Annotated in this window: 21 protein-coding genes and 2 pseudogenes; 10 read left to right on the plus strand and 13 right to left on the minus strand. The window is 60.3% G+C overall.

What is annotated here, in order from left to right; genetic code table 11:
* Positions 1–26: 26 nt before the first annotated feature.
* Together ACJYUO_RS20630 and ACJYUO_RS20635 are read right to left on the minus strand one after the other, a co-directional pair.
* Complete coding sequence (locus tag ACJYUO_RS20630; protein WP_494347203.1) at positions 27–1,451, minus strand: phosphohexomutase domain-containing protein; 1,425 nt, start codon at positions 1,449–1,451, stop codon at positions 27–29.
* A 204-nt stretch (positions 1,452–1,655) separates the two neighbouring features.
* Positions 1,656–1,946 (minus strand): annotated as a pseudogene (locus tag ACJYUO_RS20635) (ArsR family transcriptional regulator); the annotation flags it as partial.
* 285 nt (positions 1,947–2,231) lie between these two features.
* On the opposite strand from ACJYUO_RS20635, the gene ACJYUO_RS20640 reads away from it, so the two are divergent.
* Positions 2,232–3,473 carry an RNA-guided endonuclease InsQ/TnpB family protein gene (locus tag ACJYUO_RS20640; RefSeq protein ID WP_494347204.1) on the plus strand — a complete coding sequence of 414 codons (1,242 nt, stop codon included), beginning with the start codon at positions 2,232–2,234 and terminating at the stop codon, positions 3,471–3,473.
* Between the two features lie 59 nt (positions 3,474–3,532).
* On the opposite strand, the gene ACJYUO_RS20645 is transcribed toward ACJYUO_RS20640, so the two are convergent.
* Together ACJYUO_RS20645 and ACJYUO_RS20650 are read right to left on the minus strand one after the other, a co-directional pair.
* Positions 3,533–3,889 carry a UPF0175 family protein gene (locus tag ACJYUO_RS20645; RefSeq protein WP_494347205.1) on the minus strand — a complete coding sequence of 119 codons (357 nt, stop codon included), beginning with the start codon at positions 3,887–3,889 and terminating at the stop codon, positions 3,533–3,535.
* A 196-nt stretch (positions 3,890–4,085) separates the two neighbouring features.
* A complete protein-coding gene (locus ACJYUO_RS20650; protein ID WP_494347206.1) occupies positions 4,086–4,724 on the minus strand; it encodes a MaoC family dehydratase in 639 nt (212 codons plus the stop codon).
* 266 nt (positions 4,725–4,990) lie between these two features.
* Here ACJYUO_RS20650 and ACJYUO_RS20655 point away from each other — a divergent pair, with 266 nt between their 5' ends.
* The 5 genes from ACJYUO_RS20655 to ACJYUO_RS20675 all read left to right on the plus strand — a co-directional run bounded on the left by ACJYUO_RS20655 (position 4,991) and on the right by ACJYUO_RS20675 (position 8,802).
* The gene (locus ACJYUO_RS20655) at positions 4,991–5,305 is read left to right on the plus strand and encodes an AbrB/MazE/SpoVT family DNA-binding domain-containing protein (RefSeq protein WP_494347207.1); all 315 of its coding nucleotides are present in this window, start codon (positions 4,991–4,993) and stop codon (positions 5,303–5,305) included.
* 8 nt (positions 5,306–5,313) lie between these two features.
* Positions 5,314–5,799, plus strand: coding sequence for a hypothetical protein (locus tag ACJYUO_RS20660; RefSeq protein WP_494347208.1), 486 nt, complete (start codon positions 5,314–5,316; stop codon positions 5,797–5,799).
* A gap of 42 nt (positions 5,800–5,841) precedes the next feature.
* A complete protein-coding gene (locus ACJYUO_RS20665) occupies positions 5,842–6,390 on the plus strand; it encodes a poly(R)-hydroxyalkanoic acid synthase subunit (protein WP_494347209.1) in 549 nt (182 codons plus the stop codon).
* Entirely contained in the window at positions 6,387–7,952 is a 1,566-nt protein-coding gene (gene phaC, locus ACJYUO_RS20670; protein ID WP_494347210.1) for a class III poly(R)-hydroxyalkanoic acid synthase subunit PhaC, read from the plus strand. Before ACJYUO_RS20665 ends, phaC begins: the two co-directional genes overlap by 4 nt.
* Before the next feature lie 106 nt (positions 7,953–8,058).
* Positions 8,059–8,802 (plus strand): beta-ketoacyl-ACP reductase, encoded by a 744-nt coding sequence (locus tag ACJYUO_RS20675; RefSeq protein WP_494347211.1) that lies wholly within the window; start codon positions 8,059–8,061, stop codon positions 8,800–8,802.
* Positions 8,803–8,815: 13 nt separating this feature from the next.
* On the opposite strand, the gene ACJYUO_RS20680 is transcribed toward ACJYUO_RS20675, so the two are convergent.
* The 7 genes and pseudogenes from ACJYUO_RS20680 to ACJYUO_RS20710 all read right to left on the minus strand — a co-directional run.
* On the minus strand, positions 8,816–9,445 hold the full coding sequence (locus tag ACJYUO_RS20680) for a hypothetical protein (protein ID WP_494347212.1): 630 nt from the start codon (positions 9,443–9,445) through the stop codon (positions 8,816–8,818).
* Positions 9,446–9,447: 2 nt separating this feature from the next.
* Positions 9,448–10,305, minus strand: a complete 858-nt coding sequence (locus tag ACJYUO_RS20685) for a DUF4330 family protein (protein ID WP_494347213.1) — start codon at positions 10,303–10,305, stop codon at positions 9,448–9,450.
* A gap of 88 nt (positions 10,306–10,393) precedes the next feature.
* On the minus strand, positions 10,394–10,882 hold the full coding sequence (locus ACJYUO_RS20690; RefSeq protein ID WP_494347214.1) for a metal-dependent hydrolase: 489 nt from the start codon (positions 10,880–10,882) through the stop codon (positions 10,394–10,396).
* Positions 10,875–11,408 carry an OB-like fold-containing membrane protein gene (locus tag ACJYUO_RS20695; protein WP_494347215.1) on the minus strand — a complete coding sequence of 178 codons (534 nt, stop codon included), beginning with the start codon at positions 11,406–11,408 and terminating at the stop codon, positions 10,875–10,877. Before ACJYUO_RS20695 ends, ACJYUO_RS20690 begins: the two co-directional genes overlap by 8 nt.
* Before the next feature lie 87 nt (positions 11,409–11,495).
* The gene (locus tag ACJYUO_RS20700; protein ID WP_494347216.1) at positions 11,496–11,966 is read right to left on the minus strand and encodes a VanZ family protein; all 471 of its coding nucleotides are present in this window, start codon (positions 11,964–11,966) and stop codon (positions 11,496–11,498) included.
* A gap of 62 nt (positions 11,967–12,028) precedes the next feature.
* On the minus strand, positions 12,029–14,842 hold the full coding sequence (locus ACJYUO_RS20705) for a type IV pilin N-terminal domain-containing protein (RefSeq protein ID WP_494347217.1): 2,814 nt from the start codon (positions 14,840–14,842) through the stop codon (positions 12,029–12,031).
* Between the two features lie 212 nt (positions 14,843–15,054).
* A pseudogene (locus tag ACJYUO_RS20710) lies at positions 15,055–15,576 on the minus strand (GDP-mannose 4,6-dehydratase); the annotation flags it as partial.
* A 704-nt stretch (positions 15,577–16,280) separates the two neighbouring features.
* Between ACJYUO_RS20710 and ACJYUO_RS20715 the strand changes: the two are divergent.
* The 4 genes from ACJYUO_RS20715 to ACJYUO_RS20730 all read left to right on the plus strand — a co-directional run bounded on the left by ACJYUO_RS20715 (position 16,281) and on the right by ACJYUO_RS20730 (position 20,913).
* Positions 16,281–16,685: a DUF8112 family protein gene (locus tag ACJYUO_RS20715; protein ID WP_494347218.1), complete on the plus strand. Its 405-nt coding sequence runs from the start codon at positions 16,281–16,283 to the stop codon at positions 16,683–16,685.
* A 57-nt stretch (positions 16,686–16,742) separates the two neighbouring features.
* Positions 16,743–17,987 (plus strand): RNA-guided endonuclease InsQ/TnpB family protein, encoded by a 1,245-nt coding sequence (locus ACJYUO_RS20720; protein ID WP_494347219.1) that lies wholly within the window; start codon positions 16,743–16,745, stop codon positions 17,985–17,987.
* Between the two features lie 160 nt (positions 17,988–18,147).
* Positions 18,148–19,608, plus strand: coding sequence for a sugar transferase (locus ACJYUO_RS20725; RefSeq protein WP_494347234.1), 1,461 nt, complete (start codon positions 18,148–18,150; stop codon positions 19,606–19,608).
* A 60-nt stretch (positions 19,609–19,668) separates the two neighbouring features.
* Positions 19,669–20,913: a glycosyltransferase family 4 protein gene (locus ACJYUO_RS20730; RefSeq protein WP_494347220.1), complete on the plus strand. Its 1,245-nt coding sequence runs from the start codon at positions 19,669–19,671 to the stop codon at positions 20,911–20,913.
* A gap of 52 nt (positions 20,914–20,965) precedes the next feature.
* On the opposite strand, the gene ACJYUO_RS20735 is transcribed toward ACJYUO_RS20730, so the two are convergent.
* A complete protein-coding gene (locus ACJYUO_RS20735; RefSeq protein WP_494347221.1) occupies positions 20,966–22,357 on the minus strand; it encodes a nucleotide sugar dehydrogenase in 1,392 nt (463 codons plus the stop codon).
* A complete protein-coding gene (locus ACJYUO_RS20740) occupies positions 22,350–23,312 on the minus strand; it encodes a Gfo/Idh/MocA family oxidoreductase (protein ID WP_494347235.1) in 963 nt (320 codons plus the stop codon). The genes ACJYUO_RS20735 and ACJYUO_RS20740 overlap by 8 nt, the downstream gene beginning before the upstream one ends.

A 23,312-nucleotide genomic window follows, 5' to 3' on the forward strand; every position in this document is an offset into this window, starting at 1 on the left:
GACGGTAAACTGGTGAACTACTCCACTTAGACGGTTTGAGTGACTGCCGTCTCGATGACAGCTCGAGCCTCGGCGACGAGTTCATCGACGGTGTCGCTCTCCGCGTAGAGGCGCACGTAGGGTTCGGTGCCGCTGGGGCGGACCAGCAGCCACGAGGCGTCCGCGAACTCGAGGCGGACGCCGTAATCCGTGTCGACGGTCGCATCCGGGAACGCCTCGGGCAGGTCGCTCTCGAGGGCGGCCATGACGGCGGGTTTGGCCGGGTCGGGACACTCGACGCTGACCTTCCGGTAGGGGCGTTCGGTGACCGGCTCTCGAAGCGCCTCGGTGTTGCCGGCCTCGGCGACGAGCGCGGCGACGACCGCGGCGCTCGCGACGCCGTCGATCCAGCCGCCGAAGGCGGTGTGGATGTGTTTCCACGGCTCGGCGGCGAAGACGATCTCGGTGTCGTCGGCTCCGCGAGCGCGCTCCCGGGCGATGCCCTCGTGAAGCGATCCCAGTCGGACCCGTTCGACCCGGCCGCCGGCCGCGCGGACCCGTTCGTCGATGCGCGCGGAGGCGTTCGGCGTGGTGACGACGACGGGGTCATCGGCATCGCTGTCGGCCGCGTAGTGGGCCGCGACGACGGCGAGGACGGTGTCTTCGTGGATCACGTCGCCGTCGGGGCCGAGGACGACGAGCCGGTCGGCGTCGCCGTCGTGAGCGAGTCCCAGATCGAACTCGCCGCTCGCCACGTCCGAGTCGCGCGGGGTCGCGCTCCCCTCGGCGAGGAACTCGGTGAACTCCGAGAGCGTCTCCGGGGTCGGTTTGCTCTCCCGGCCGGGGAAGTGGCCGTCGACAGAAGCGTTGATCGCGATGACCTCGGCCCCGAGGCGCTCGAGGACCTGCGGCGTCGCGAGCGCGCCGACGCCGTTTCCGCAGTCGACGGCGATCCGAAGTCCCGCGAGGGGGCCGTCCGCGTCGCCGTCCCGTGGCCGAGCGCCAAACTGCTCGCGCAGGTAGGTTTCGACGGCCGACCGATAGCGATCGAGCACCGCGAGCCGTTCGGACTCGCCCCACTCGTCCCAGCGGGCGAGCCGGGAGTCGTCGCTCGCAACGCGGTCGTCGATGGTCCGTTCGGCGTCGCTGTCGTACTCGACGCCGTCGACGAAGAGTTTGATCCCGTTGTCCTCGGGCGGGTTGTGGCTCGCGGTGAGCATCACGCCGCGACGCCCCTGTGAGGCAAAGGCGAGTGCGGGTGTCGGCACCTGTCCGACGCGGCGGACGTCGGCACCGGCGCTCTCGAGGCCGGCTTCCATCGCCGCCGCGAGTGCCGGTCCCGTTTCCCGACCGTCGCGGCCGACGACGAACGTTTCGCCGGGCTCGCCGGCGGCTTGACCGACCGAAAGCGCCAGCGACGGCGATACTTCATCGACCGGACCGCGGATTCCCGCGGTTCCAAAGAGAGTCATGTGCGGCCGTTCCGCGAGCAGCTACTTAGCCTAACCGACAAGGATTTCCCACTCGGGGAAGTCGACTCCTCTCGCGACTCGCCAGTGCAGGCCACCGGATCATCTCACTCACTGCTGGTGAAGTGACCGTGTACACGACCCACGATTCCTCATCGCCGCCCACGTCGCTGAGCCGAGGTACATCGGCACTACAGTGCTCACTCACTACCGAGTTGTGCCGACATCAACGGCGTCGAGATCAGGTTCGTCAAACTCGAGTGCCGCTGCAACAGCTTCGGGAAGTTCCGGGCGTGGTGCTGATTCGTGCCGTTCGATTTTCTCGGTTTTGCGCGTGTTTTCGTAGAGGGCGCGAGCGACTGGGAGACCGCGTAGATACTTGTAGTCGTGGAGAATCTCGACGCCTCGCTTCGTGAACCCATAGAACTGCGAGGGGAGATCACGTTTTGTATCGCTCGGTTCGTACACGTAGCGTGCGAGGAGTCCAGCGTCGATTAGCTGAAAGTAGGCGCTAAGCCCCCTTCCTCAAGGAGCGACCGAAGGGAGCGAGTAGGGAGGGGATACAGCTCCGCATGAGTATCAAACACGCTCGACACTCAGCCCACAGGCCAACGCTTTATCGAAGATAATATACGTGTGATGTGCATAGCGTGCATTACGGTGAAACGGAAGACAATCACCATTCGGGAGGATCAAGATGAGTGGATTGAGGATCAACACCTCAACCTATCGTCGTTCGTCCGCGAACAACTGGACGAACTAATCGAAGAGCGAGAGTAACGGATGTACTACGCCTACAAGTACCGTCTGAAGCCATCCGACGCCCACCGCGAGGAGTTGGATCGTCACCGAGACATTTGTCGGCAACTCTACAACCACACCCTCTACCGCCTCAACGAGTACCAAGACGAACACGGAGAACTTCCCTCTATGACCACTCTGCGGTCGGAACTCCCCGACCTCAAGCAGTGGTGGGACGATCTCTCGGACGTCTACTCGAAGGTCCTCCAAACCGTCGTAGAACGCCTGTTCGACAACCTGAAAGGCCTCTCCGCACTCAAGGAGAACGGCTACGGTGTCGGCCACCTCAAGTGGAAGCCGCCACGGGAGTTCTGCAGTTTCACGTACAGTCAGTCTGGCTTCAAGCTCGACAAGAAGGGCGGTCAGACTGTCCTGTCACTCTCGAAACTTGCGGACATCCCGATTCGGCTCCACCGAACCATCCTCGACGACGCGAAGCTCAAGCAGGTCACAGTCAAAAAGGAACCGACGGGCGAGTGGTTCGCCACGTTCGGCGTTCAAATGGACCGAGAACCGCCCGAGCCGCCTGAGAATCCCGAGAAGTGCGTCGGTATCGACGTGGGGATTCTCACGTACGCTCACGATACCGACGGCACGGCGGTTGGGTCACTCGACCTCTCGGACGAACGCGAACGCTTGGAACGCGAGCAACGGAAGCTCTCGCGCAAACAGCACGGGTCGAACAACTACGAGAAACAACGGCGTCGAGTCGCGGAGTGTCACACGGACCTTCAACGGAAGCGCCGCGACTTCTTGCACAAGCTCTCGAACTACTACGCTCGGGAGTACGACCTCGTGGCGGTCGAAGACCTGAACGTCAAGGGCATGATGGAGTCGCCGTCGAACAGCCGCAACACTGCCTCCGCTGCGTGGCGGACGTTCCTCTCGTTGCTCGAATATAAGTGCGAGCGCGAGGGGGCGCACTTCGTCGCGGTCAACCCGAGAGGGACGACCAAAGAGTGCGCTGCCTGCGGTGTCTCGACCGATAAGCCGTTGTGGGTCCGTGAACACTCCTGTCCTGCCTGCGGATTTGAGGCGGACAGGGACGCGAACGCGGCGTGGAACATTCTTTCTCGCGGCCTCGACGATGTAGGAGTGGGACACTCCGAATCAACGCCTGTGGAGACTGCACTCCCTGTGGATACACCTGTGTCTGCAAAGCGCGTCGTTGAAGCAGGAAGCCCTACCCTCAAGGAGCGAACGGCGTTAGCCGTGAGCGAGTAGGGTAGGGTAGTTCACGACGCTCGGGTTTGCTGGAATATCGTTACCTGTCATTTGGCACGTCACTCATCGTTGTCCGAGTCCTCATCATCGAATTCGAGTTCGTTCGCTGTCTCTACCTCGTAGGCTGCGTCGTCTTCGTCAGCGAGTCCGAGGCGGAGTTCGACGCCGTGCTCACGGAGGATATCCCGCATCGTCCAGCGGTCGACATCAGCGAGTCTCGCAGCGTCACCGAGTGTAATTCGTTCGCGTTCGTAGAGCGCAACCGCGGCCGCAATGCGCTCGTTTTCGTGGTCCTCGAAGTATTCGCGGACGAATTCACGTAACGCATCGCTCTTGCCACCGAACACGCCAGCCTCGACAGCACCCTCGATGAGGAGATCGAGGTCGTCTGGATAGGAACCGGTGATTCGTGCCATCGTTCTATCCCAGACTACGCCTTCATACTATTTATGAACTGTGCCAGACTGCCATATGCATTGAGATGCCCAGTCTCAACGGACAAGCCCCACCCTCAAAGCGCCGAAGGCGCTTAGGGTGGGGTAGTTGACCTACTGCATTCGGAGACCGACTCTCTCGTTGATCGCGCACAAGATTCTGGGATCGATATTACTGTTACTCGGCCGGCAGGTCGTCGATCAGGACGACGGCCTCGCCGTCGATCACGGTCGCGTCGTCGTCCTCGTCGCGGACGACCGTCTCGAGTCGGTACTGGTCGTTACCGAGGTCCTCGACGATCTCGACGCGGGCCGAAACCCGGTCGCCGACGCCGACGGGACCGCTGAACTCGAGGTCTTGCGAGAGGTAGATCGTGAGCCCGGGGAGCCGAGCGAGGGCGGCGCTGATGAGACCGGAGACGAGCGTGCCGTGGACGATGCGTTCGCCGAAGCGGGTATCGGCTGCGAACTCATCGTCGAGGTGGAGTCGGTTCGTGTCGCCGCTGACGGCGGCAAAGGCCCGAACATCCTCGTCGGTCAGGCCCTTCTCGAAGGTGACGGTGTCGCCGACGCTGATGTGGTCTGGGTCGTCGACGGTCCGGTCGAACTGCCAGTCGAGATCGGAATAGTCGACCGACGGGATCGACGGCGCGACCCTGTCGGCCTCCGCGTCGTCCTCGCTGTCGGTAGAGGGGACCATCGCGGAGACGGCCGCACGATTCGCCGCGGTCGCAGTTCGAAGAAACCCGCGTGTCATCGCCGACCACGCGTCGGTCATGGCGGTCAGGTTATCTTCGCCGGCGTTCTGGTATGGCATCTACGGGCGGCTAAGAGTGGGGTGTATATTACTTCTTTGGCTGTCACAACTCGGATTTACTGCCTCGAAATACCGGTAATACGCGCTTGGAGCAGCGCTTACCGGCGGTTTCGCCCTTACATCACCTCCCGCTCGAACCGAGTCTAGCCGATCCTGACGGTCACCGTACCCGTCAGTTGCCGGGCCGCTCCTCCAGCTACCATCCTGTGCCATTTGATGGTATCTAGTGGAAAGGCTTATCACGTCGGCGATCCAACGTACTGTCGATGACGGACGACTCCGACCGATCGCCGTGGTTCCCGCCTGCGATGTTTACCGAGCAGATGCAGGAAGCCGGCGAGCAGGTCGCCGAATCCCAGCAGGAGATGATGAAACAGTTGCTGCAGGCCACGTCGGCGAACCCGCTCGAGAACACGTCGGCCTTCGGGCCGATGAACATGGGCACGGCGACGTTCAAGGCCCGTGTCCAGAGCGGCGGTCGGATCAGCATTCCCGGCCCCGAACGGGAGGCCCTCGACATCGAAGAGGGCGATATCGTCCAGACGATCGTCGTCCCCGTCAAACGCGACCGAAAGGAGTAATCACAACCATGACCCAGAACCCATTCACCGCAGTCTTCGACGCACAGCGCACCGCACTCGAACAGAGCCAGTCCCTGACCCACGACGCCCTCGAGGCACAGCGAACCTCGATCAGCGCCTTCGCCGACGCGATCGAGACCTCGAGTTCGATCGCCGAGTCCAACGCCGAGCTGACCAAGGGCGCAATTCACGCCTACTTCGACGCCCTCGAGGCCTCGCTGCCCGAGGAGGCCGCCGACTTCGGTGAGCTCCGCGAACTCGTCGACGAGAGCTTCGAGTCGGCCACCGAGGCCCAGTCCCAGTCGATCGACGCCTACCTCGAAGCGCTCGAGGAGTCCGAAGTCGCCTACGAGGAGTTCACGGCGAGCTACTCCGAGGTCGTCGACACCTCTTTCGACGCCGCCTTCGAGGCCCACGAACAGGTCGAGGAGAACGTCGGCGCCGTCGCCGAAAACGTCGAAGAGGCCGCCGAAGAGTTCGACGCGTCGGCGTAACTCGGGGAACCGCTTTTTACACTACACCGTCAATTTTCACCCATGTCAGACTCACAACCCTCCATGCAAGATTGGAACGAGTTCGCCGAACAGTGGAACGAACAATTCCTCGAGGCCCTCGAGGACAACATGGAGGCCCAAGCGCAGTTCGTCGAAAGCTGGTCGGAGACGGTCGGCGAGGTCAGCGAAGAGAACGAACTCTCCGACGGCGTCGAGGGCTACGCGAAGGCCTACGAGACGTGGATGAACGCCTCCCAGCAGATGGTCGACCGGATGAACGACCAACTCGAGGGCGAGGACGTGGATATCGAGGAGTTCCGCGACATCTGGCTCAACACGGCAAACGACGCGTTCAAAGACGTCATGTCGACGACCGCGTTCGCCAGAATGACCGGCGAGACGGTCGGTGACGTACTCGAACTCCAGCAGCAAGCCGACGAGGCGGCCCAAGACACGCTCCGAACGCTCGGATTCGCGACCGAAGACGACGTGGTCGAGATCGGTGACCGGCTCGTCGAACTCGAGCGCCGCCAGCACGCCGTCGAAAAGAAACTCGACCGCGTCCTCGAGCACGTAGAAGACGAGCAATGAACAACCCCTTCGCAACCGCACTGAACATGCAACGCCAGGCCTGGGAGGCAACCGCCGACCTGGCCGAAAAGTCCCGTGTCGCCCCCGAGCGCACCGAAACCGTCGAGAACATCGACGTGGGACAGACCCCGAGCAAGGTCGTTTACGAGGAGAACAAGCTCCGGCTCCTCCACTACGAGCCGATGACCGAGGAGCAACACGACATCCCCATCCTCGTCGTCTACGCGCTGATCAACAAGCCCTACATCCTCGATCTCCAGCCCGACCGCTCGGTCGTCCAGACGCTGCTCGAGGCCGGCTTCGACGTTTATTTGATCGACTGGGGGGAGCCGTCCAAGCTGGACCGCTCGCTCTCGCTCGACGACTACGTCAACCGGTACATCGACAACTGCGTCGATGTCGTCCGCGAGCGCTCCGGACGGGATTCGATCAACATCCTCGGCTACTGTATGGGCGGCACGAAGTCGGCCATGTACGCCTCGCTGTACCCCGAAAAAGTCGAGAACCTCGCGCTGATGGCCGCCGGCCTCTGCTTTGCGGGCGACGGCGGCGTCCTCGAGCTCTGGGGTGCCGAGGACTACTACGATCCCGAAACCGTCACCGAGACCTTCGACAACGTCCCCGCCGGGTTCTTGGATGTCGGCTTCGCGCTGATGGATCCCGTCGCGAACAACGTGACGAAGTACGTCCGGTTCTACGACAACATGGAGGACGAAGACTTCGTCGAGAACTTCGCGCGCATGGAGCGCTGGCTTGACGAGGGGATCGACATGGCCGGCGAGACCTACGAGGAGTTCATCGGCGACATCTACCAGGACAACAAGCTCTACGAGAACGAGCTTCGACTGGGCGGCGAGCACGTCGACATCACGAACATCGACATGCCCGTCCTCCAGATCGTCGCCGAGTACGACCACCTCATCCCCCCGGAGGCCTCGAAACCGTTCAACGACGCGATCGCCTCCGACGACACCGAGATCCTCGAGTTCCCGACGGGCCACATCGGGATGTCCGTCTCCTCGCGGAGCCACGACGAACTCTGGCCGCAGGTCTGTGAGTGGTTCGAGGAGCGCTCGAACGGAACCGAGGTCGACTCGGAGCCCTCGACGCCCGAACCCGAGGACGCGGACGCCGCTCTCGCCGAAGACGTCGAAGGCGACGAATCCGGTGCCGAGGATCTCGCGGATGGCGGGACGGCCATTGAGACGGGGTCGGATGCCGAGACGAGCGAACTTCACGGCGAAGACCGCTCCACGGACGAAATCGTCGAGCGCGGCGAAGACGATATCCAAGAAGAACCCGCGGAACCGGGCGAGATGACCGTCGACGAGGACGTCGTCGAGGAAGTCGCGGGCGAGGAAGCGGCATCCGAAATCGAATCCGAAACCGACGATCTCACCGATCTCACCGGCGTCGGTCAAGCGTACGCCGACGATCTCACCGCGGCCGGGATCGAGACGTTCGATCAACTCGCCGCGGCCGACGTGGCCGAACTCGCCGCCGAGACCGGCATCTCGCCGAGCCGGCTCGAGGACTGGATCGACCAGGCTCGAGAACTGTAACGCCCCCGCACTTTCTCTCGGGGACGGCTAGTCGGGTTATTATCTGTCGAATATAGAGAGAACTGAACGGGTCGTTATTTATCCTCGGCGATCGAATGTGTGAGTCATGTCCATGGATGGTCGCACCTGCGTAATCACGGGCTCGGCGAAGGGGATCGGTCGCGGAATCGCCGAGCACCTCGGCGAAGAGGGGGCGAACGTGGTGATCAACTACCGCACGTCTGAAGGCGATGCCTACGAGGCCGTCGACGCCATCGAGTCGGCGGGCGGCTCCGCCGTCGCGGCACAAGCCGACGTGTCCAACCGCGAAGGCGTCGAACACATGCGCGAGGTCTGCCACGAGGCGTTCGGCACGTGTGACGTGCTGGTGAACAACGCCGGCATCACCGCCGACAAGCAGTTCACCGAGATGTCCCGCGAGGAGTGGGACCGCGTGATGGACGTCAATCTCGGCGGCATGTTCAACTGCACGCAACTGTTCTACGACGACATCTGGAACGCCGAGGAGGGCCGCCTGATCAACATCTCGAGTGTCGTCGGCAAACAGGGCAATTTCGGACAGGCAAACTACGCGGCCGCCAAAAGCGGGATGTTCGGCTTCACGCGGACGATCGCGCTCGAACTCGCCAAAGGCGGCTCGACGGCCAACTGCGTCGCACCCGGCTTTACCGCCACCGACATGCTCGAGAGCGTCCCCGATGCAGTGCTCGAACGGATCGTCTCGGGAATCCCGCTCGAGCGATTAGCGGAGGTCGAGGACATCGCTGCGGTGGTCCGATTCCTCGCGAGCAAGGATTCGTCGTACGTCACCGGCGAAGTGATCGACGTCAACGGCGGGATGGACCTCTAGTCGGTTCTCTGTTCTATCGCTTGAGGTCTTCGTCGCCGGCAGTTTCCTCTGGTTTATTCACGGTTTCGTCCGACTCGTTCTCCGCTAATTGTCCGTGGGATTCGGGTGGCTCCGGCGGCTCGAGTGCAGCTACGAGCAAGGAAACCGGCCGGCTTTCACGGAGTTCCGTAAGCGACCGTGTCGATCGGAGCGCGGCCGCCGAGAGCGCCGCGGCGACGAGGTGGCCGGCGAACAGCGCGACCGAGAGCGCGCCGAACAGAGTGAGCGCGAGCAACGAAACTGGGACGCAGACGAGCCCCATCGCGCCAAGGGCCCGAATCGGTTGCGCCTGAACCGTTGCGGCAGCTCGCGACACGGCGGGTTCGGTCCGCGAATTCGCGTAGCCGTCCGCGAGCCGGTCGCCCGCCCACTCGAGAATTCGAATGATCGGGCCGACCGTGTACGTCTCTCGGAGATCGATCACGATAACGTCCGGATCGGGCTCGGCCGTGAGCCACCGGTAGCAGTACGACTTGCGAACCCACCGGGAGAGGGACTCGCCAAGGTGTCGCAGGCTGCTGGTCTGGACTGCGGTAGTGGCCCGCTCGGGGAGCGACTCGAGGAACCGAACGATCCGCGACCGCTCGAGTGCGCGATCCAGCATGGTCAGTCGGTCTCGTCGATCGGTTCAGACGGGCCGCGACGAAGCAGATCACCACTGAGATCGTAGCTCTCCGTCCGGAGGGTGAGTCGGGAGCCGATATCGAGCGATTGGCCGCCGAACGTCTGCGTGCCCGCCCGGTTGAACGTCACGAGATTCGCTTCGAGTTCGACGCCGATCGCCGACGAGTTGTTCAGTTCGGTCGTCGTGACGTTAGTGACGGTCGCGGCGGTTCGTCCCGCGAACCGATACTCGTCGCCCGACTCGATCGCGTCGGCCGTCGTCGCTGCTACCTCGGACTCGAGACGAACGGTTGTGCTCGCAGTTCGCAGCGTCGTGCCGTCCTCCTCGAGTCGCTGGACGGTTCCCGTGAGTTCGTAATCGGCCGTGTCGATCGCGACGTTCGAACCGATTCGAACCGAGTGATTGTCGAATTGGAACGCCGTCTCGTCGGCGTCAGTCGGCGGATACTCACCGTCGATCTCGGCGCGGACGACCACGTGTCCGTCGTCGCCGCCGTTCGTCGGGGAAACGTACACGTCGGTGATCGTGAGGTTGTGATCCTCGGTAGCGACGGCCGCCTGATCGCCCTCCGTGACGGCCTCTGCGACGTAATCGGGCTGCGTCCCGAGATCGATCGTGGCGTAGCGCGTCGCCAGCTGGCCCTCGGTATCTGTTTCGTTGCTTGCTGTCGTATTCGAATTATCAGAATCTGGTTCGGGATCTGCAGCCCCGTTTCCGCCGCCGAGGACGCCGACAACGGCGACGCCCGCAACCAGAACGGCAACGACGAGACAGATGGCGAGCGCATCAATGACGTTGACGACGCCGAAGAGGTTCCCCTCGTCGTCGATCAGCGGCATAGAGTCCTCCCTCGCTTGTTCATGCGGGAGAGAGCCGGTTGTGGGACCATAGTCGTTGTCATGTCGATGCTCTGTGATCGATTGCGGTCTATCGCAGTCGAACCACGAATCTGTCGAGCGCAAACGTGATCGCCGCCAGCGAGACGGCAACCGAGAGGACCGCCGGATCCGAGGATACGTACAGACTCGGCGTCGGATGACGCGCCCACGTGAACGGGTACAGCCACGCGCCGGCGGCCCCGTCTGCGTAGGCCTTGACCCCGTCGACCACGAGGTGAGAGAGCATGCCCACGAAGAGGGCGGCGAACACCCGCCGATGCCGGTCCGCGACAACCATCGCGCCGATGCCCGCGAGGACGATGCCGCCGCCGAGTGTCGACAGTGCTCCGAAGTCGAAGGGGGTACCGAGGACCGCCTCGAGCGTTCCGTTTGCGACGAGCAGGGTGATTCGATTGAGATCTGGCAAGATCGCACCGACCATTACGACGGCGATCCAGCGGTCCGGGATCGGATGATACCAGCTCGCGATCGTACACCCCGCGTACGCGAGCAGGACGTGCGAGAGGAGGTCAGCCACGGCGGTGTCCCTCCGTACGGTCGGCGTCGCGTTCGGGGTCGACAGCTCTCGGTTCGAACGCGAACTCTCGGGTATCAATCCGCCAGTGCCAGAGGAAGTACCCCGCCGCGAGTAGCAGGCCGATAACTGATGTCCCGAGTTTGAACGTGGTCGCCGACGGATCGCGGTTCACGATCACCGTTCGGTCCGCGTGCATCGTCGACGCTGACTCGAGGACGCCGTACACCTGCACGACGCCGCCCGGTTCCACTCGCTGTTCGACGCCGCGGACCTCGAGTTCGGCCGCGACTTCGTCGTTTTCGTCCATGACGTGGATGGTGACCGTCTCGGCGTCCGCATCGACGGCCGTGACCTCGCCAAATAGGAGCACGCGGTCGCCGACGAGGGCGTCGGCTCCTCGGTCCTGAATCTGATCGCCGGTCGGATGCGGCCAGTTGTCGTCGTACGCCGCGCCGTAGTGGACACAGAGCCCACCGAGGACGACGAGTAGTGTAGCCACGACGGCCAGCCTGATCGCGGGACGCATTCGTTGTCCACGACGATGGACAGTGTGTTCTTGATCGTATCGGTACTCGAGCGAGGTCGATTCTCGAGTCGTGTTTGGGGTCGGGTCTCAGGACTCGCCACTCGAGCGATTTGGACCGAGGTGAGGCCTGCACTTAAGGCTGGAGAGTGCGAGTGCGGTCCCCGCTCCGACAGTGTTGCTCGCGATATCGGCCATCGATGCGACACGGGCGGGGCGGAACAGTTGCCCGGCCTCCATCAGCGCGCCGTAGGTGATTGTGACGCAGAACAGCAGGAGAATTGTCCGGGCACTGGTTGCTTCTCTGTCGGTAACGGCATACTCGAGGCTCAGTGCCAATACTGCGTACGCGAGTCCATGGCGCCGGTCGAACCAGTCGAGTTCGGGGACGGTGATAATCGTTGCCCGCGCGCTATCGGTGGGACCGGTCAGTACCGCCTCGAGGGGCACCGCGATCGGCGGCGGCGATGTGACGACCGACCAGTACCAAATGAGTCCCGCGACGAGAACGGCCGGGACCCATCGAACGGACGGCCGCGGAAACGGGAGACGAGCGGACATCGCCAGCGCGTTGTCCGCCGGCCGGAATAGTAAGGCGGCGGCTGCTACTCGTCAGGAGCGGATTACTCGTCGAGACGTTCGTGGCTGATCGCGTCGCTCCCCTTGAACACGATCACGACCGCAACCGGATCACGGTCGCGCTTGCTCGCTTCGTCGAGGTCCACCGTCGTGGCATCGCCCTTGGAAACCGTTTCGTAGTCATCCCAGCCCTGCGGTTCGTGCATCGTCGGTTCGACGACGACCCCGAGATCATCGGCGGCGATCTCATCACCACCCGTGTGTTCGATGGTCACGCTCTCATCGTCGGAGTCGTATTCGACATCGAACTCGGCATTCGGGACGATGACGTGATCGGTGACCTCCCGTGGCTCATCGGGAACGGTCCACTCGACCGTGATCTCAGTGCCGGCCTGGTACTCCCCGAGTTCGACCTCGTCGCCGGCCGTCAACGTCTCGTACTCGTCGGTCGGCTGTACGTCGGCCGGTTCGTCGTCGATGAGGAACCGGAAGGCATCGGCGTCACGGTTCGTCTCCTCACCGTAGACGGCGACGAGGCCCTGGTCGCGTTCCTCGAATCTAAACGCCCATCGCGGCTCCGGCGTGAAGTGGAACAGCGACCGGTGGGAGACGTAGCCGTCTCCCTCCTGAACCAGCATAACCGCGATCCGATCGTCGATCGCCACGTCTTCGATCACCACGCTATCACCCTCAGTGAGAGTGTCGTACTGCTCGGAGAACAGGGGATCCCCGTCACCCGATTGGGTACCGTCACCAGCGTGGTCGACCAACAGCGCCGACGGGTCGGCAGGCTGTGTTCCCGTATACACGAGTTCGACCGCCTCCGCCTCGGGCTCGTAAACCGCGTCGAGCGCGTCCTGGCCAACGGTGATATGACCGAGATCGTATTCAGTGTCGTCGGGTCCTTCCCAAACGAGTTCGATCGTTTTGAACGGGGCAGCAGCAACGCGTATGTCATCACCGGGCGCAAACGTCTCGTACTCGTCAGCCGGCTGTGTCGCCGCCGGTTCGTTGTTAACCCGAAGTTCGAGGGCATCGGCGGCGATCTCGTCGCCCTCTTGGTACTCACCGACGACCGTCCCCTCGGCGTCGTCGTACGTGAAATCGACGCGAGCGTGCGGGCGGAGGACCTGCTCCTCGATGACGACGGGATCGTCCGGATCTGGCTCGAGCCACTCGACTGTCACGGTGGTTCCGTGTGAGACCTCACCGAGTTCGAGTTCGCTATTCGCCGAAAGGGTATCGGTTACGTCTGCGAACTGCGTTTCGGCGGGCTCGTCGCCGATCAGCACGCGGAATTCGTCGGCGTCGCGTTCCCGATCGCCGAAGTACCGTGCGACGAGGGTCCCCTCGCGGCGATCGAGGTAGATACGCGGCGGTCGAACGCGAATCTGTGCCAGCGACCGCTGTCCGCGGTTCGGATTGGCCGGAGTCGTCGGCTCGAGCGAGACTCGGTCACCGAGTGTCACGTCTTCGACTGTGATGGTCTCGCCCTGTACGAGCGATCCCGACACGCTCTCGAGATCCTCGAGCGTCGTTCGGTCGGTCCTCGTCGTTCCGTTGTTCCGGTCCTGCCCGCCGTCGCGCTGCCGATGAACGATCTCGAGACGGCCCGGATCCGCCTCGAGTTCGCCGGTGTACGTGATCTCCACCGTATCCGTCTCGGGATCGTGGCTCGCCTCGAACGATTCCGAGCCGACGAGCGTCGTGTCGTAATAGTAGTAGACATCTTCGGCCTCGTCGAACCAGCGCAGCCCGACGTTTGCGATCGGCCCTGTCTCGAGTTCGAAGGAATCTCCCTCGGTAAACGTGTCGTACTCATCGGCGAGCTGTCGATCCGCGAGTTCGCCGTCGATCCATACCTCGAGGTCTGCGGTGTCGATCGCTTCGCCGCCGCTGTGTTCGAACGTCACCTGTCCCTCGTCGGCGCTCGACTTCGCCTGAACGCGGGCATCGGGCGCTGCGTCACGGTCGCGTTCGGGCGGCAGATCGATGACTGCCTCGACGTAGGCGAACGTTCCGTCCCGCTCGATCGTCGTCTCGACGAACTCGCCCTGTTCGATGCGCTCGAGGTGCTCGAGGATCCAGTCGTCATCGGCGTCAGCATCCGACGCGAGTTCCAAGACGTACTCGGACTCGACCGTCCCGGTCCCCGACCGCTCCGCCGGCGACTCTTCGAAGCCAGCGCCGAACGATTCGACCCTGTCGTCGAACTCGAGATAGTCGATCGCTTCGAGGTCAGGGAAGAACACGACGAATTCTGCGGACTCGAGGCGCTCGAAGACGGTTTCGGTCGCGTCGGGACTGACGAGGACCGTCTCAGTCTCTCCGGTGGCGGCGTCGACTGCCGTTCCGGCGATATCCGTCGGCTCCGTTTCGGTCGCCGAGACGGTGATCAGTCGTTCGTCTGCGGCGGCGAAGGCCTCATCATCACTCACCTCAGCGATTCGCCAGTCGCCACGTTCTTTGGTGTCGGTGGCGTCCATACTCGGCCGGTCGAACGAACCAGTCGCGGCGCTGAGTTGGAGCTCACTGTTCTCCGTGTTGACCGAGACAACATCCGATACCGCCTCCGTCTCTATCTCGCCGTCGATCTCCGCTAACTCCTCCAAGATCTGCCGCGTCTGATAGTCGACGGTCTCCGCGTCTCGTCCATCGACGTGGGAGTACTGCAGTCGGAGGTAGTTCGCGTCGAGGGCCGCATCCGCGGGGAGCAATTCGAGGACGGTCTCGAGGTCGCCGTCAGCCGACGACGCCGCTTGACCGTCGTCAGTTTGGTTTGTCGCCGCGCCGGCTGAACCGGAGAGGGCAACGGTCGCGACGATACCGCTTCCGGCGATAACTTCGCGTCTTCGCATGGCTAGACATTTCGAACGAATCACAGATAAATGGATGGGATATTGAAATGTGTTTTTCGGTGGATTGTTTGAAACGTATACAAAATCCGTACCCGTTACGGTATCGGCTCGAGCCGTCACGGGTCGACTCGAGGTCTCCTCGCGTGGGCAGCAGACAATCGAGGTTTGAACCACCGTTTCGGATCGCGGAGGTAATTGGAGAGGAGATGTGATTATGACGATCGGACGAGCAGATCGTACCACTCGCGGTTGTCGCGGTACCAGTCGATGAATTTCGAGACGCCCTCGCGGATATCGACTGTCGGCTCGTAGCCGAGGATTTCGTTCGCCTTCGAGATGTCTGCGTGGGTGTGCTCGGCGTCGCCCTCGCGGGCCTCGTCGAACTCGAGCTCGAGGCTCGGATCGATCGCGTCGCGGATGACTTCCGCGAGGGTGAGAATGTCGATGTTGTCCGTCGAGCCGATGTTGAGGATTTCGCCGTCGGCACTGTCGTCCTCGAGGAGTTGTGCGTTGACCCGGACGATGTCCTCGATATAGGTGAAATCGCGGGTTTGGTTTCCGTCACCGTAGATCACCGGTGGCTCGTCGTGGAGACAGCGGGAGACGAAGTTCGTCATCGCCATGTTCGGGCGCATCCGGGGGCCGTAGACGGTGAAATAGCGGAGTGCAACAGTTGGGAGGCCATAGATCTCGTTGTAGACTCGAGCGTACTGCTCACTCGCGAGTTTCAAGATTGATATGAGATGTAACGCGGAATTCAGCGCCAGCTGATTCGACGTGCTATGATGTGACCAATCGGAATGAGCGCCTTGACTTATCTCGTTCTACCGCCGCGACATCGCTGGGCCGAAGTAGTGTTACTCTTCACGCGGATCCTCAACAAATTCGTAAAGGCCTCGTGAAATGCGTTGGATCCATCCTGCATCGCGCAGGCTTCGGAGTGAGAACTCAACGTTGCCTTTCTTGAGACCTGTTTCGTCGATCAACCATCGTGGATTTGCCCGTCCCCATGGTTCATTGCTGTCACGTCCTTGTTTGAGAGCGTTCAAGACGAGCTCATCGTTCTCAGTCGGTTCATATCGCTCATTGACCATATCTTAGCTCATACTATACGTCCGTCCCTCATAGTAGAACATCTTTCGTAGTGCACCTTCTTCCTCTGTTTGCACTCTACTTTGCAAAGCAAAGCTATATGGTACTGGCTGGTGAAGTATCTCTTAGAGAGGCGCAAAGCGTCACAGAAATACTGTGGCTCGGTGCTGGAACACCGAACCGCGCTTCTCAAAGGCCCGAGAAGCAATGATAGCTACGAATTCCATCACTGAAAGCGATCCGGTTGACGAATTGTGCGATCACGACTGGTGTAACGGCCCGACAGGGAACCGGCTCCCCTGTTTTGCGTGCTTCAACGCGACACCCTACTCTGAGGAGAGGATCGATGTTCGGTGACGACAGGTGTCGGAACCGATCGCCGAGAGACGGTGTCCTCGACGACGGGACAACGGTCATCGCTACCCCGGAAGCAGTGTTAGCCGGTCATCCCGTTGGGTCACGAACCAATGGCCCCGTCTGCATCGGCTGTGGCGAGGCGCTGCACGAGGTCGATATCGTGTTCGCGTACGCGTATCGCTGTGTCGAGGCAGCGGACTGGATCGTCTCGAGACTGTATTGCCACGGGTGTGCACCTGAGAGGATCCGCTCGCCGACGCTCGGGGTGACGGAGGTCCTGGTGGGTGGACGTCTCGGGACGATCGCGTTACCGACAGCGCGTAGACATCGATTATGTCTGACCGAACTGGCGCTTCGGGCGTTCAGTCCACCGAAAGAGGGCTGTCCTCCATGAGGCCCTCTCACGTATGTAGAGTTCGCCACCCGAAGACGAGGACTCACTACTCGATGTATGGCGAGTGACCACCTCACCCGAACAGCGATCACTCGGCTCCACGTCTCGTCGGAGGACGCGAAGCTGCTCGAGGAAACCAGTCGAGCATGGCGCGAGGGCTGCCAACTCGCGGCTGACATCGGTTGGCGGAACGACGTTCGCGGGAAACGCCGACTCCAATCGCTCGCATACGACCGCATCCGCGAGGAGACTAACTTGGGAAGTATGCACACCACCCTCGCAATTCACCAGGCCGCGGACGCGCTCTCCGCCGTTACAGCACTAGACGAGTGCGGTCAGCCTGTGTCTAAACCGGAATTCACGTCGCCCACTATCAGGTACGAGCCGAGGACACTCTCGCTATTCGACGATCAGACCGTGTCTCTGACAACGGTCGATCAACGCGTTCGATGCGAGTTGGTACTCCCCGTCGACGGTGACGGGTATCAGTGGCAGTTCATCGAGGACGACGCATGGGAGATTGGTGCATCGACGCTCGTCATGTGCGACGATGCATACTTGCTCCATCTCGGCTTTCGCCGGCCGCGGCCGACAATCAAAGAGCGCGATCCGAAACACGTCCTCGGAATCGATCTGGGAATTGAGAACCTCGCCGTGACATCGACCGCCAGATTCGAGTCAGGCCGAGAGTTTGCACATCAGCAACGGCAATTCGAAGCCGTTCGCCGTGGACTCCAGAAAACCGGTACCCAATCGGCACATCGCACGCTCGCCGATATCGGCGATCGCGAAAGCCGCGTTCAGCGAGAGTCACTTCATCAGGTAGCGAATGCAATTCTCGAGGAGGCTCGAAAGTACGACTGTTCGCACATCGTCTTCGAGGACCTCCGACACATCCGGGATCGGATCTCGACCGCTCCGACGTTCCATCAGTGGGCGCACCGCACGCTTGTTGAGTTCGTCGAGTACCGGGCTGAGGAAGAAGGTCTTGAAGTCGTCTTTGTCGACCCCGCGTACACGAGTCAACGCTGTTGTGAGTGCGGCCACGAGAGCCGACAGAACCGAGTCTCTCGAGATCACTTCGTCTGTGAGGAATGTGGAGTGGAAACGCACGCGGATTACAATGCGGCAAAGAATATCGGTTGGAAATTCCTCCGTTGCGGGCTACAGTCCTCGCAACGGACGGGCCATGGTCAACTGGCCCTGAAGTCGGGAACTGTGACGCCGAATCGGGGGTTCACTCCGTACTCCGACTCGGAGACCGAGGCCGAGAACACCGACAAGTCCGACTCTGATCACTGAGAAAGTGAGCAGCGGACAGTTGATGTGGTCTCATCGGCTCCCAACCTCTGCTGAGAGATATTTTATACTATCAATCGGTCCGTCGAAAGAACCAAATAGACTCATATTTCTCGACATAGTCAACAAGTTTATATCATTGCCCTGCCCTCGCTTGTATCGAATGCTTACCGGATGGCGATATCGTATTATCAGTATGTTCGGGGTGATACTGGCGACCAGTATCGCTGTCATTGCCGCTAACCATCCGGCGTCTCAGTATCTGTTTACCACCTACGTTCCGCTGTTCAACCGTCTTGAAGTGACCGTACTAACCGGTGATTCGCTGTACTGGGCGTTGCTTCTGAGCGTTGGTATCGTTGCTGGCTCTTTACTTCCACTCTACAAACCTCGACCTCGTCGAATCCTCGAGACGATATTCATCACACAAAAGCGGATCATAGTAGCGGGGTTCGCGCTAGCAACACTCGGATTTTTCAAGTGGAGTCACCGGTTGCCGCGGGCGACATTAGTTATAATTGTCGGCTTGCTGGCGGTCGTGATCCCCTCCTGGTTCGTCTGGATCCACCGCCGGCCGACCGCGTCGAACGGACGCACGCTGATCGTTGGCGACGATCTAGCCCAGATCGAGCGCATCGTGCCCGCAATCGACGTGCCCGTGCTAGGGTACCTCTGTCCGTCGACCGTCGATTACCACGAATTTAATGAGGATAATATTGGTAGCTCTGAGGTACAAGCCGACGGTGGACTGGCACTCAAGGCAGATACTGACGCCAATCTTGAATCCGAGATACCGGACGGACTTGCCAGCCTCTCTCGGCTCGGCGGCCTCTCTCGGCTCGAGGACACGCTCGTCGAATGCGATGTCGATACTGCGGTGCTCGCGTTCCGGAATGCCGACCGAGCGGAGTTCTTCGGGGCGCTGGACGCCTGTCACGAACACGGCGTGAACGCGAAGGTCCACCGAGAGTACGCCGACAGCGTGCTGGTCTCCGAGGGCGATGTCGGGGAGTTAGTTGACGTGGACCTCGAACCGTGGGATCCGTTGGATCACCTATTCAAACGGTTGTTTGACATCATCTTCGCGACGGTCGGATTACTTCTCTTTGCGCCGGTGATGATGGTGATAGCCGCCGCGATCAAACTCGATAGTCCCGGCTCGGTGTTCTACAACCAGCATCGAACCGCGGGCTTCGGCGATACCTTCCCAGTCTACAAGTTCCGGTCGATGCGGCCCAAAGGGGCCGACGCGACTCCCACAGAAGATGCGGAAAACGATCGGATTACACGCGTCGGGCGTGCGCTCCGGAAGACGCACCTCGACGAACTGCCCCAGCTTTGGTCAATCTTTGTCGGCGACATGAGCGTTGTCGGCCCGCGCGCCGCGTGGACCGAGGAGGAAGTTCTCCTCGAGAAAGACACACCGGCGTGGCGCAAACGCTGGTTCGTCAAACCTGGACTGACCGGGCTGGCCCAGATTCACGATGCCAACAGTACCGATCCGAACACGAAGCTGCGGTACGACCTCGAGTACATCAGACAACAGTCGTTCCGGTTCGACGTGAAGATCGTGATTCGGCAGGTATGGAAGGTGCTGGTGGATCTCTGGCTGATCGTTCGGTAGCAGCGGTTTTGAATCGAACAGCATATCCGACCTCTCGAGAATTCACTTACAAATACGCGTATGTCTACCGACAACCGTTCAACCTCGATATTATATGTCTCTCAATACTGCCCGCCAGAGACCGGTGCCGGGCCCACTCGTGTGAAGGAGCTATGTTCGCGCTGGGAAGATGCTGGCCATGAAGTCACGGTACTTACCTCAGCACCGGACTATCCGGAGGGTGAAGTGTACAACGGGTATTCAAACGGGTGGATCCATCGTGAATCGTTCAATGACGTTTCCGTCGTGATGACGAAGACGATCCCCGCATCAAGCGGTGGCCTGTTGAGGAGGGCGCTTAAATTTGTCTGGTTCATGTTGCTGACAACAGTCGTCGGACTTCGACTTCGAAAACATGATGTTGTTATTGCCACGTCCCCTCAGCCCCTTACCGGAGTGACTGGTTGGATTGTCGCTCGAGCAAAGGGGAGCAAATTCGTCTACGAAATTCGCGATCTCTGGCCAGAGAGTATTACATCTCTCACAGATGCCAACGAAGCGCTGCTATGGCCTCTCGAGGAAGTAATCCACTTTCTGTACCGACGTGCTGATCGTATCGCCGTCGTTTCTCGAGGCTTCGAATCAGAAATCGTCGCTACCGGAGTCAATCCAACAGATATTTGGTTTCATCCAAATGGCGTTACGCCGGACTTTTTCGAACACGATGGCTCTGAGTTCATAATTGAAGATGAGTTCGCCTCCGAGTTGACTAATTCATTCGTTATCTCGTACGTTGGCACACTTGGCCGTGCACATGGGTTGTCGGTCGTTCTCGATGCAGCAGCACAATTACAGGATGAGTCAGACGTATTATTCGTGCTCGTGGGCGATGGTGCTGAGGCGGATTCGCTGCGATCTGATGCGGAAAACCGAGGGCTCGATAACGTCCTGTTCGCTGGTCGCCGACCGAAAGAACAGGTTCCCGATATCCTCGCTCTCTCTGACGTGGCATTGGTGCATTTGAGAGACGTCGACCTCTTTCGGTCGGCAATTCCGTCGAAGATGTTCGAAGCGATGGGAGCACAGGTGCCTATCGCACTGGGCGTAGAAGGTGAGGCAGAGCGTATCGTCACGGAAGCAAACGCTGGTATCCCGTTTCAACCCGAGAATGAAAACGAGTTGGCGTCCGTTATTAAGCGACTCCAGAACAATCCCGAGCTCCGTACCGAGTTGGCTACAGACGGGTACAGATATGCCACGGAGGAGTTCTCTTGGGATTCTATTGCTGCAACGTATCTAACGAATCTCGTCTCGTTAGCAAACTAAACGACGCTCTCCACGCGGTCTAACGATACCTCTCAGATCACTCGAATATTGTCTACTTCAGTCCGGTTCCGATCGTGTAGTACCACATATCTAATTGCAAATCGTCGAGTGTCGCTCGTCCGTCGACTACAACTGAGGGGCCATCCTCGCGCCGATCTAACTCGTTCCATCGAATCGATTCGAATTCCTCATGTGGCGTAACGAGCACTACCGCATCTGCGCCCAAATCATACATCTCTTCGAGTGCGATCGGCTCTGCATCGAACGCTTCGAACGTTTCGAGTAGCGGGTCAACGCCGTAAACGTCTGCACCGAACTCGGACAGCCCTTGTGAAATCGGAATCGACGGGGAAGCACGGATTTCTTCGACACCTGGCCGGTATGTCAAACCGAGAATTACTATCGTCGCCTCTTCGACCGGAATATTTTCCTTTTCTAACCCTTCGCACACCTTCGAGACAGTAAACTCCGGCATCGAGTCGTTTACATTCCGGGCCGTGGAAAGAAGCGGAGACGGCGTTTCGAACGGCTTGATCAAGAAATACGGGTAATACGGGATACAATGACCCCCGACCCCCGGTCCCGGATCGTGAATATCACAGAACGGCTGCGTATTCGCGATGTCTATCGCCTCGCGGACATCGATTCCTAGTTCGTCGGTGAATCGACCGAGTTCGTTTGCCAGGGCGATATTGACATCCCGATACAGGCCTTCGAAGACTTTCACCGCCTCGGCAGTCGTGGAATCTGAGACCGTCAGTACTCCTTCAGAATTGATTTCTTCGTAGACGACAGATGCCGCCCGCGTGCTTTCAGCATCAACGCCACCGACGACTTTTGGATATGCACCTCTGATATCCTCCAACGCACGACCGGACGACGTACGTTCGGGACAGAAAGCAACTCCGAACTCACCCTTTGAAAGGTTAGATTCCGATTTGAGCCGCTCGAAGACGCGTTTTTCGGTTGTTCTCGGAGGTACTGTACACTCCACCAGTACGAGGTCTCCTTCTTCCAGCCCCGATGCGATGTCCGAAATAACGGTATCCAGAATGGCCAAATCTGGCTCCTGCTCGTCGGTAATCGGCGTTGGAACGATAACGACGTGGACGGATGCCTCCTGAGCTGCGTCGCGGGGTTCGGTTGTCGCTTGAAGTTTCCGTGTCGAAACGAGTTGCTTGACGAGCTCTTCGAGTCCTGGTTCCCGCTTGATGTGGCAGTTTCCGCCTTGGAGCGCTTCCACTACCTCAGGATCGATATCCGCTCCGACGACGTTCCCACTCGTTTCCGCGAATACGGACGCCAAGGGAAGTCCCATCTTCCCTAACCCGTATACGGCAACCGGGATATCGCCGTTCGAAAACGCTTCTCGCTGAATCTTCTTACTCTCGGTTGCTCCGTATAGTGCGTCAACGCCAATGTATGATGTATCGCTTTCAGTCATCAGTGACGCTCTCTGTCACTTCACCTTCGGACGTTCGTTCGATTTCCAGCGCCACGGTAAGCGCATCGAGTCCCTCTTGGACAGTCACGTCCGGTGTCGAGTTGGTCCCTGCTGCCTGGACAAATGACTCGAGTTCTTTCCGTAACGGTTCCCCGGTCTGTATCGTCGGTCGCTCGACGATGCTTTCATGTTTGAATCGAACGTCGCCGTTCTCTTCGATGTATTCCGGCACCGAATTCCGGTGTATCTCGATCGACTGGTCAAGATAGTCGAGTTCAATGAAACACTCTTCCGCCGTAATTTCGAGGGTTCGAACTTTTCGTTGCGTCTTTCGGCTTGCGGTGAGCGACGCCATCTGGTCCCCTTCGAACTCGAGAAGTGCCGTGGCGTGTCGGTTCCCGTCGACACCGGCCGCTGCGATCGAAACGGGACTGTCTTTGAACAACGACAGCGCGATGTCGATATCGTGAATCATCAGATCCAATACGGCACTGTCTTCGATGGCTCGGTCCGGGGACGGACCGAGACGCTGAGCCCGAATACTGACAACTGATAGGTCTTCGATGATGTCTTCGAGTGCAGAGATGGCAGGGTTAAACCGCTCTATATGACCCACTTGAACGGGAACGTCCGCCGTGTCGACGCGTGAGAGGAGTTCGTCGGCGCGATCGAGGCTTCCCAGTACGGGTTTTTCGACAAACACCGCAACGCCCGCATCGAGACATGTTGTCACCGTCTCGTAGTGGTACTGGGTCGGAACGACGACTGAAACGGCATCGGCGACAGCCAGCAATTCATCGCGGTTCATCACTGCAGTGCCATGCTTTCGTGCGACTGTACGTGCCTGTTCTTCGTCAATGTCAGAGATGCCAATGAGATTGACATCCGGTATTTCACTGTATACCCGTGCGTGGTGTTGACCCATCGAGCCGACACCGATAACACCGACATCCAT

This window comes from Natrinema sp. CRL1 (assembly GCF_059162405.1).